The sequence below is a fragment of the Cellulomonas pakistanensis genome (assembly GCF_016862755.1).
GTDB classification, from domain to species: Bacteria; Actinomycetota; Actinomycetes; order Actinomycetales; family Cellulomonadaceae; genus Cellulomonas; species Cellulomonas pakistanensis.
This window is the reverse complement of the sequence record NZ_BONO01000042.1, coordinates 1-9,943: the sequence shown is the minus strand read 5'-3', so window position 1 is coordinate 9,943 and position 9,943 is coordinate 1. Positions and strand designations below refer to the sequence as shown.

General features: G+C 76.5%; 5 protein-coding genes and 1 pseudogene. 5 read left to right on the top strand and 1 reads right to left on the bottom strand.

What is annotated here, in order from left to right; all coding sequences use genetic code 11:
• Positions 1-1,183, bottom strand: a pseudogene (locus tag Cpa01nite_RS18210) (hypothetical protein); the annotation flags it as partial.
• Positions 1,184-1,629: 446 nt separating this feature from the next.
• On the opposite strand from Cpa01nite_RS18210, the gene Cpa01nite_RS18205 reads away from it, so the two are divergent.
• From Cpa01nite_RS18205 to Cpa01nite_RS18185, 5 genes are read left to right on the top strand one after another with little or no spacing between them, the layout of a single operon-like run.
• A complete protein-coding gene (locus tag Cpa01nite_RS18205; protein WP_203670283.1) occupies positions 1,630-3,114 on the top strand; it encodes a cytochrome ubiquinol oxidase subunit I in 1,485 nt (494 codons plus the stop codon).
• A gap of 13 nt (positions 3,115-3,127) precedes the next feature.
• A complete protein-coding gene (gene cydB, locus Cpa01nite_RS18200) occupies positions 3,128-4,201 on the top strand; it encodes a cytochrome d ubiquinol oxidase subunit II (RefSeq protein WP_203670282.1) in 1,074 nt (357 codons plus the stop codon).
• Between the two features lie 16 nt (positions 4,202-4,217).
• Positions 4,218-6,056, top strand: a complete 1,839-nt coding sequence (cydD, locus tag Cpa01nite_RS18195; RefSeq protein ID WP_203670281.1) for a thiol reductant ABC exporter subunit CydD — start codon at positions 4,218-4,220, stop codon at positions 6,054-6,056.
• Positions 6,053-7,972 carry a thiol reductant ABC exporter subunit CydC gene (gene cydC, locus Cpa01nite_RS18190; protein WP_203670280.1) on the top strand — a complete coding sequence of 640 codons (1,920 nt, stop codon included), beginning with the start codon at positions 6,053-6,055 and terminating at the stop codon, positions 7,970-7,972. Before cydD ends, cydC begins: the two co-directional genes overlap by 4 nt.
• Positions 7,957-9,795, top strand: coding sequence for a GAF domain-containing sensor histidine kinase (locus tag Cpa01nite_RS18185; protein ID WP_203670279.1), 1,839 nt, complete (start codon positions 7,957-7,959; stop codon positions 9,793-9,795). Before cydC ends, Cpa01nite_RS18185 begins: the two co-directional genes overlap by 16 nt.
• The last annotated feature ends 148 nt before the right edge of the window (positions 9,796-9,943 follow it).

Below are 9,943 nucleotides of genomic sequence, written 5' to 3'. Positions count from 1 at the left end.
CCTGCGCGGCCTCGAGGTCGGCCTGCGCCGCGGCGGAGATGGTCTCGGGCGAGCCGGACGGCGCCTGGGCGCGGCGCCGGCGGCGCGGGGCCTCGGGCGCCTGGAACAGCAGGGCGGTCGTGGCGAGGCGCGCGGACGCGGCGCGGTCCTGGTCGGCGGGCTTCTGGCCGCCGCCCTGGCGCGCGGCCTGCTTCTGCTGCGACTCGGCGGCCTGCCGCTCCGACGCGGGCTGCTGCGCGGCGGCCGGCGCCTGCTCGACGGCGGGCTCGGCGACCGGCTCGGCCGGCGCCTCGGCGGGCCGCGTGGACCGGCGCCCCCGGGACCGGCGCGCCGGCTCGCGCTCCGCGGCGGGCTGGGTGGCGCGGCCGAGCTCGGCCAGCACGTCCAGGCGGCTCTCCGGCGCGGCGGCCGACGTCTCCTCGGCCTGCTCGACGGCCTCGGCGACCTGCTCGTCCTCGGGGTCCTCGATGACGCTCTCGACGCCCGGGGCGGTGGGCGCGGCGGGCGCGGCCTCGGCGACGGGGGCGGCCGGGGCGGCGGTGCCGGCGCCGGCGGGCCGGGTGGCGCGGCGCGACCGGCGGGCGGGCGGCGTGGCGACCGGCGCGGCGGCCTCGGGCTCCGCGGCGGCGGGCGCGACCTCGGCGGCGGGCGCGGCGTCCGCGGCGGCGGGGGCCTGCGGCTCGGCGGGCGCGGCGTCGGCCGCGGGCGCGGCGTCGGCGGCCCGAGCGTCGGTGGGGACGGCGGATGCGGCGTCCGCGGCCGGAGCGTCGGTGGGGGCGGCGGCCTTGCGGGTCGCACGGCGGCGCTTCGGGGCGGCGGGCGCCTCGTCGGTCGGGGCGGCGGGCGCGGCGGCGGCGGTGTCCTCCACCGGGGCCTGCGCGGTCTCGGCTGTGGCGGCCTCCTCGGCGGCGGCGGCCTCGGCGGCCTTCTGCGCGGCCGTCTTGCGCGGCGCGCGGCGGCGCGCCGGCTTCTCGGGCGCCTCCTGCGCGGCGGCGTCGGCGGGGGCGGCGTCGCCCACGGTGAAGTCCAGGGTGTCGCCGGCCGGCTCCGCCGCCTTGGCGGCCCGCGTGGCGCGGGTCCGGGTGGCACGCTTGCGGGGCGCCGTGCCGGTCTCGGCCGGCGCGTCACCACCCGTCTGCGCGGCCGTGGTGGTGGTGCTGTCCGAGGTGTTGTCGAGCGTCACGCGCGGTGCTCCTGCTCGCCCGGGTACGCCGGCCACACGCACGGCGCCCGTCGGGCTGTCGGTCGTCGCTCGCGTTCCCGCGGCGACGGAAGTCGTCGGTGTCGGTCGCTGCACGGGCGTTCGGCGCCATCGCCTGCCTGGCGGCACGAGCCCCTGGATCGGGGTCGGCCGGCCGGCGGCGCCTGGCGAGCGCGATGCGCTGGTGCGGCGAGCACGGTGGCGCCCGGGGTGTGTGGATCCCGGGAGACCGGAGTCAGTATCGCACAGAGCTCCTCGCGACGTGCGCTAGGTCACGCTCGTGAATCCAGTCACAACGAGACGACATCGCGTCAGATCGGGGGACCTTTGTCCTACGCTTGTGAATCGGGGCGCAATACCTTCGAGCATCGGCCCTGACCTGGGCCGTTCGGCCCCCCAAACCGCCTGAGCGACTGGACGGACTCCACGTGGAAGCCCTCGACCTGGCCCGCTGGCAGTTCGGTGTCACCACCGTCTACCACTTCATCTTCGTCCCGCTGACGATCGGCCTCGCCCCGCTCGTCGCGATCATGCAGACCATCTGGGTCCGGACCGGCAACGAGACCTGGCTCCGGCTGACCAAGTTCTTCGGCAAGCTCATGCTCATCAACTTCGCGATCGGCGTGGCCACCGGCATCGTGCAGGAGTTCCAGTTCGGCATGAACTGGTCCGAGTACTCCCGCTTCGTCGGCGACGTCTTCGGCGCCCCGCTGGCGATGGAGGGCCTCGTCGCCTTCTTCGTCGAGTCGACCTTCCTCGGGCTGTGGATCTTCGGCTGGGACAAGCTGCCCAAGAAGATCCACCTGCTGAGCATCTGGGCGGTCGCGTTCGCGACGAACGCCTCCGCGTTCTTCATCCTGGCGGCGAACTCCTGGATGCAGCACCCCGTCGGCACGGTGTTCAACACCGAGACCGGCCGCGCGGAGATGAACGACGTCCTGGCGGTGCTCACCAACAACACGCTGTGGGCCGCGTTCCCGCACACGATCACCGCCGCGTTCCTCACCGCGGGCACGTTCGTCGCGGGCATCGCCGCCTGGTGGATGGTCAAGCTGGTGCGCCAGGGCCGCGACGACGAGGCCCGCACGGTGTACCGCCCCGCGGTGCGGCTCGGCGTCGCGACGATGGTCGTCGCCGGCATCGGGCTCGGCATCACCGGCCACGCGCAGGGCCAGCTCATGTTCGAGCAGCAGCCCACCAAGATGGCCGCCGCCGAGGCGCTCTGCGAGAGCACCGACGGCGCGTCCTTCTCGCTGCTGGCGATCGGCGACCTCACGAACAACTGCGAGGGCGTCACGCACTACCTCGAGATCCCGGGCCTGCTGTCGTTCCTCGCGCTGAACGACTTCGACGCCCCGCTGCAGGGCGTGAACGACCTGCAGACGGAGTACGAGGCGAAGTACGGCGAGGGCGTCAACTACATCCCCGACCTCACGGTCACCTACTGGGCCTTCCGCCTGATGATCGGCCTCGCGGCCGGCTCCGCGATCCTCGCCCTGATGGCGATGTGGATGACCCGCAAGGGCCGGGTGTCCGGCAACAGGTGGCTCGCCCGCGTCGGCGTCTGGGCCATCCCGACCCCGTTCCTCGCGTCGGCGTTCGGCTGGATCTTCACCGAGATGGGCCGCCAGCCCTGGGTGGTGTACCCGAACCCGACCGGCGTCGACGGCGTGTGGCTGCTCACCGAGCGCGGCGTCTCCGAGGTGGTCAGCCCGACCACGGTGGTCATCTCGATGGTCGCGTTCACGCTCGTCTACGGCGTGCTGGCCGTGTTCTGGTTCCGCCTGATGAAGCGGTACGCCGCCGAGGGCGTCGCGGACACGGAGAAGGACTACAGCCCGGACAACCCCGACAACCAGCCCGACCCGAACGACCCGGACGCCGCCGAGCGCCCGCTGTCGTTCGCCTACTGAGAGGAGCGCGGCGATGGACCTCCCCGTCATCTGGTTCGTGCTGATCGCGGTCCTGTGGACCGGGTACCTCGTCCTCGAGGGCTTCGACTTCGGCGTCGGGATGCTGCTGCCGGTCCTGGGCCGGAAGGACAAGGACCGCCGGGTCATGATCAACACCATCGGCCCCGTGTGGGACGGGAACGAGGTGTGGCTGATCACGGCCGGCGCGGCCATCTTCGCGGCGTTCCCCGAGTGGTACGCGACCCTGTTCTCCGGCTTCTACATCCCGCTGCTGCTGATCCTGCTCGGACTGATCCTCCGCATCGTGTCCATCGAGTGGCGCGGCAAGATCAACACCGACCGGTGGAGGCGCTGGGCGGACCGCGGCATCATGGCCGGCTCCTACCTCCCGGCGATCCTCTGGGGCGTCGCGTTCGCCAACCTGGTGCGCGGCGTCGAGCTGGACGCGAACCACCAGTACGTCGGCGGTTTCTTCGCGCTGCTGAACCCGTTCGCGCTGCTCGGCGGGCTCGTGACGTTCAGCCTGTTCCTGCTGCACGGCGCGATCTTCCTGTCGCTGAAGACCAGCGGGGACATGCGCGAGCGGGCCGGCGCACTGGCACAGCGTCTGGCGCCGGTGGTGCTGGTCGTCGCCGCCGCGTGGGCCCTGTGGGCGCAGGTCGCGTACTCCGTGGCGTGGACCTGGGCGGCCGTCGCCGTCGCGGCCGTGGCGCTGCTCGCCGTCGTGCTCACGACCCGCGCCCGGCGCGAGGGCTGGGCGTTCGTGTGGTCGGCCGTCGTCATCGTCGCCGCCGTCGTGCTGATCTTCGGGTCGATGTTCCCCGACGTGATGCCGGCGCTGGACCCGGCCAACTCGCTGGACATCCGCAACGCGTCCTCCACGGACTACACGCTGACGATCATGACCTGGGTCGCCGTGCTGCTGGTCCCGGTCGTCCTGCTCTACCAGGGCTGGACCTACTGGGTGTTCCGCAAGCGGATCTCCGCGGACCACATCCCCGAGCACGTCGGCCTCACGTTCGGCTCGGTCATCAGCCGCAAGGAGACGGAGCAGACCTCCGTCGCCGCCGGCGACCCGAAGGTCTGAGGAGTCGATCAGCCGCGTGAAGCCGCTCGACCCGCGCCTGCTCCGGTACGCCCGCGCCGCCCGGGGGTACGTGGCCCTGACCGTCGCCCTGGGGCTGGTCACGGCCGGGCTGGTGATCGCCCAGGCGGTCCTGCTCGCGCAGGTGCTCGCCGCCGCCGCGCACGACGGTGCCACGCTGCCCGACCTGCTCCCGCGGGTCGGGTGGCTGGCCGCCGTCGTCGCGGCGCGCGCGCTCGCCGTCGCCGTGCAGGAGCGGTACGCGCACCGGGCGGCGACGCGCGCGATCGCCGAGCTCCGCGAGCAGGTGGTCGCCCGCGCCGCCGCGCTCGGCCCGCGCTGGCTGGCCGAGGGCGAGGGAGCGCGCGTCGTGACGCTCGCGACCCGCGGGCTCGACGCGCTCGAGCCGTACTTCGTGAAGTACCTGCCGCAGCTCGTGCTCTCGGCGACCGTCACCCCCGCGGTCCTGGTCGTGATCCTCGACCTGGACCCCGTGTCCGCCGCCCTGGCCGCGGGGACGATCCCGCTGATCCCGGTGTTCATGGTCCTCATCGGCCAGCTCACCCAGGGCCGGTCCGAGCGCGGGCTCCGCGTCCTGCAGCGGCTCGGCTCGCAGGTCCTCGACCTCGTCGCCGGGCTCCCGACGCTGCGCGCGTTCGGACGGGAACGCGGCCCCGCGGCGCGCGTGCAGGCTCTGGGCGACGCCCACCGGCGGGCCACGATGGGCACCCTGCGCATCGCGTTCCTGTCGGGCATGGTGCTCGAGCTCGTCACCACGCTGTCCGTCGCCCTGGTCGCGGTCGGCATCGGCCTGCGGCTCGTCTACGGGCACCTCGACCTCACGACCGGGCTCACGGTCCTGATCCTGGCGCCCGAGGTCTACCTGCCGCTGCGCCAGGTGGGCGCCCAGTTCCACGCCTCCACCGACGGCGTCGCCGCGGCCGACCAGGTGTTCCGCGTCCTGGGCACCTCCGTGCCCGCCGCCGGGACCGCGCCGGCGCCGGACCTGCGCCGGGCGACCCTCCGGATGCGGGGCGTCACCGTGCGCGCGCCGGGCCGCGACCTGCTCGCCCCGGCCGGCCTCGACCTGGAGCTCGCGCCCGGCCGCACCGTCGCCGTCACCGGCCCGAGCGGCGCCGGCAAGACCACCACCGTCGACGTCCTGCTCGGCCTGCTGCGCCCCGACGCCGGCGCCGTCGAGCTCGTCGACGCCGACGGCCGCGTCACGCCCCTCGCCGACGTCGACCCGGAGACCTACTGGCCGCAGGTGGCGTGGCTGCCGCAGCGCCCGGTGCTCGAGCCCGCCTCGGTCGGGCGGCTCGTCGCCGGCGCCGAGGACGCCGACCTCTCCCCCGCGGAGCGTGCGCGCCGGGACGCCGCCGCCGCCCTCACCGGGCTGGACGCCGTCGTCGCCGGCCTGCCCGACGGCTGGCGCACCGACCTCGGCCGCGGCGGCGCCGGGCTCAGCGTCGGCCAGCGGCAGCGCGTGGCCCTGACCCGCGCGCTGCTGTCGGAGGCGCCGCTGGTGGTCCTCGACGAGCCCACCGCCCACCTCGACGCCGCGGGCGAGCGAGTCGTGCTCGACACCGTGCGGGCGCTGAGGGACGCCGGCCGCACGGTGGTGCTGGTCGCGCACCGCGCCTCGCTGATCGCGCTGGCCGACACCGTCGTCACGGTCCGCTCGGCCCCGTCGGCGGGTGCGGACGGCACGGCCGGTGACGGCGCCCGCGACGGCGACGACCCGGCCGGCCCGCGCCCGCGCGAGGCGGTCGCCCGGCTCGGCGCCGCCGAGTCGGCGCTCGTCAGCACGGCCGGCCTGTCCGGCACCGCCCCGGCCCCCGCGGAGGGCGACCGATGACCACGACCACCCTCGCCGAGGCCCCGGCCCGGCCCGCCGCGCGCGGCCCCCGCGGTCCCCTGACCCGGCGGCTCGCCGCCGACCCGCTCTGGCGGGCCGTCCGGCTGCTCGACGTCGACCCGCGCCGCGCCGTCCTGGCCGTGCTGCTCGGCGTGCTGGCGCTCGGGTGCGCCGTGGCGCTGGCCGCCGCGTCCGCGTGGCTGATCACGCGCGCGGCGCAGATGCCGCCGGTGCTCAAGCTCTCCGTGGCGACGGTGGGCGTCCGCGCGTTCGGCATCGGGCGCGCGCTGTTCCGGTACCTCGAGCGCCTGGTGTCGCACGACGTCGCCCTGCGCGGCATGGCCCGGCTCCGCACCGCGCTCTACGAGCGGCTCGCCGCGGGCCGAGCGGGCGCCACGCTCGGCCTGCGCCGCGGCGACCTGCTGGCCCGGGTCGGCGCGGACGTGGACGCCGTCGGCGACGTCGTCGTGCGCGGCCTGCTGCCGGCCGCCGTCGCGGCGGTGCTCGGCGTCGGCACGTCGATCGCGATGGGCCTGTTCCTGCCCGCCGCGGGCGTCGCGCTGGCCGCCTGCCTGGTGCTCGCCGGCGTGGTCGCCCCCTGGCTGGCCCAGCGCGCCGCGCGCGCCACCGAGCAGCGCGCGGCCGCCGCTCGCGCCGAGATGGCCGCGACCTCCCTCGGGCTGCTCGAGGACGCCGGCGCGCTGGCCGTGCAGGGCCGCACCGGCGCGGAGCTCGCCCGGCTGCGCACCGCCGACGCCGACCTCGCGCGGGCGACCGACCGCGGCGCGGGACCGGCCGCGCTCGCCGCGGGGCTGGGCAACCTCGCCGTCGGGATCGCGGTGCTCGCGGCGCTCTTGCTCGGCGTCCCCGCGCTGGCCGCCGGCCGCATCGCCGAGGTCGAGCTCGCGGTGCTCGTGCTGACCCCGCTCGCCGCGTTCGAGGCGACCAGCGTGCTGCCCGCGGCCGCGATCCAGATCCACCGGTCGCGCGCCGCGGCGGGCCGGCTCATGGCGCTGCTGGACGACGCGGCGACCCCCGACGAGGTCGCCGCCGGGGTCGCGGCCGGGGCGCCCGCCGCGGCGGTTTCCCCGGCGACCGGGCTCGGCACCCGCACCCCCGAGGAGGCCGCCGGCCCCTGCCCCCGGCTCACCGCCCGCGGCCTCGCCGTCGGCTGGCCCGGCCGCGCGCCCGTGGTCACCGGCCTCGACCTCGACCTGGCGCCCGGCCGGAGCGTCGCGGTCGTGGGGCCGTCCGGGGTCGGCAAGACCACCCTGCTGCTCACGCTCGCCGGCCTCCTGCCGCCGCGCGCCGGCGAGGTGCTGCTCGACGGCGTCCCGCTCGCCGACGTCGACCCGGCGGTCCGGCTGTCCCGGCTGGCGCTCACCACCGAGGACGCGCACGTCTTCGAGACCACCGTCCTGGAGAACCTGCGGGTCGCCCGCGGCGACGCCACCGAGGACGACGCCCGCGACGCGCTGGTCCTCGCGGGGCTCGGCGACTGGCTCGCCGGCCTGCCCGACGGCGTGGGCACCGCGCTCGGGCCGGACGCCCGCTCGGTGTCCGGCGGCGAGCGGCGCCGGCTGCTGCTGGCCCGTTCCCTCCTCGCCACCGCTCCCCTGCTGCTGGTCGACGAGCCGGCCGAGCACCTCGACCCGGCCACGGCGGACCGCCTGGTCGGCGACCTGCTGGCCGCGCCGCGTGCGGCGGACGACGTTGCGGCCGCGCGCCGCGGCGCGCTCGTCGTCACCCACCGCCTGGCGCCGCTCGCCGCCGCGGACGAGGTCCTCGTGCTCCGCGACGGCCGGGTCGCGGCGCGCGGCACCCACGCGCACCTGCTCGCCACGGACGCCCAGTACGGTGAGGCGCACGCCAGCGAGCAGGACGAGGGTGGGACGAGCACATGGCCGACGAGCTGACCGGACCCCGGGACCCGGTGCGCGGGCGCCAGGACGCCGCCGCCGCGGAGGCCCGCGCGGCCGAGCTCGGCGTGGCCGCGCCGACGTACGGGCCCGGCGTCACCACGACCATCCACGTCCGGGAGCCCGGCGGCCGCTCGCACCTGGAGCTCGGCACCGCCTCGGAGACCGGTGACGAGCTCGCCGACCTGCTCGACGCGGTCCTGTCGGTCGCCTCCGGGCTCGACCTGCCCGGCGTGCTGGAGCGGTTCGTCCGGGTGTCCGTCGAGCTCACCGGGGCGCGGTACGGCGCGATCAACGTCCTCGACTCCCGCGGCGAGTCCACCACGTTCGTGCAGACCGGCGTCCCGGCCGCCGCGGCCGCGATGATGGGCCACCCCCCGCACGCCCAGGGCGTGCTCGGGCACATCCCCGTGCACGGCGTGCTCCAGCTCGACGACCTCGCGCAGCACCCGGCGTTCCGCGGCTGGCCCGCCGGGCACCCGCCGATGGGCTCGTTCCTCGGCGCCTCCGTGCGCGTGCGCGACCAGGTCTACGGCTACCTCTACCTGTCCGAGAAGGACGGGGGCTTCACCGAGAAGGACGCGACCGCCGTCATCGCGCTCGCCGCCACCGCCGGCGTCGCCGTGGCCAACGCCCAGCTGTTCGCCGAGGGGGCGCGCCGCGAGCACTGGCTGCGCGCGGGCCAGGACATCACCACCATGCTGCTGTCCGGCGCCGACGAGGAGGACGCGCTCGCGCACATCGCCGCGACCGCCCGGGACGTCGCCGACGCCGACACCGCCGCACTGGCCCTGCCCGGCGTCGGGGGCGAGCTGCTCATCGAGCTCGCCGACGGGCACAACGCGGACGCGCTGGTCGGCTCCCCCCTGACCCCAGGCGGGCCGACCTGGTCCGTCATGGAGGAGGGCCAGGGGCTGGTCATGGACTCGCTCGCGCGGTCGAGCCGCATCACCGTGCCGGCCATGCGGGCGTTCGGCTCGGCGCTGTTCGCCCCGCTGCAGACCACCGGCAAGGGCGTCGGCGTCCTCATCCTGCTGCGCAAGGTCGGCACCCCGGCGTTCGACGCCGGCGACCTGGCCACCGCGGAGTCGTTCGCGTCCCAGGCGGCGCTGGCGTTCGTCCTCGCGGAGGCCCGGCACGCCCAGGACCAGGCGGCGCTGCTGGACGAGCGCGAGCGGATCGCCCGCGACCTGCACGACCTGGCCATCCAGCAGCTGTTCGCGACCGGCATGCAGCTGGAGACGGCCCGCCGGCGCGCCTCGCGCGGCGTCGACCCGTCCGAGCTCACGACCATCGTCGAGGAGGCGCTGGACAACGTCGACGCCTCGGTCCGGCAGATCCGCCAGATCGTCTACGCGCTGCGCGACCCCGACGCGGCCACCGGCATCGTCGAGCGGCTGCGCCGCGAGGCCTCGCTCGCCCGCACCGGGCTCGGTTTCGCGCCGTCGCTGGTCGTGCTGCTCGACGGCGAGACCGTGCCCGACGGCGACTACATCGTCGCGGACCTCATCGACGAGCGGATCGGCCCCGACCGCACCGACGACGTCGTGGCCGTGGTCCGCGAGGGGCTGGCCAACGCCGCGCGGCACGCGCACGCGTCCTCGGTCGCGGTGCGCGTCACCGTCCGCGGTGCGGGGCCGCTCGGCACCGTGCACGTCGAGGTCGAGGACGACGGCGTCGGCCTGCCCGCGGTCCGGGACCGGCGCTCGGGCACCGGCAACCTCGCCGCGCGGGCACGGCAGCACGGCGGGACGTTCTCGCTCGGGGCGGCCCCGGGTGGACGCGGCACGCTGCTGTCGTGGGAGGTCCCGCTGGGCTGAGCCCGCGGGCGGGGAGGGCTGGCGGGCGCTGCGGCGCCGGACGCGGGCGCTCGTCATGGCCGTCGCCCGGCACGAGAACGACCACAGGTGGCGGTGGCGTGCGTGGTCCACAGGGGCGGGGGTGCGGGGCGGGTCGTGTCGGTGGTCC

Bases quoted from the DNA above. Each gene is read 5' to 3' on its own strand.
- cydB (WP_203670282.1), top strand. From the start codon at position 3,128: ATGGACCTCCCCGTCATCTGGTTCGTGCTGATCGCGGTCCTGTGGACC.
- cydC (WP_203670280.1), top strand. From the start codon at position 6,053: ATGACCACGACCACCCTCGCCGAGGCCCCGGCCCGGCCCGCCGCGCGC.
- Cpa01nite_RS18185 (WP_203670279.1), top strand. From the start codon at position 7,957: ATGGCCGACGAGCTGACCGGACCCCGGGACCCGGTGCGCGGGCGCCAG.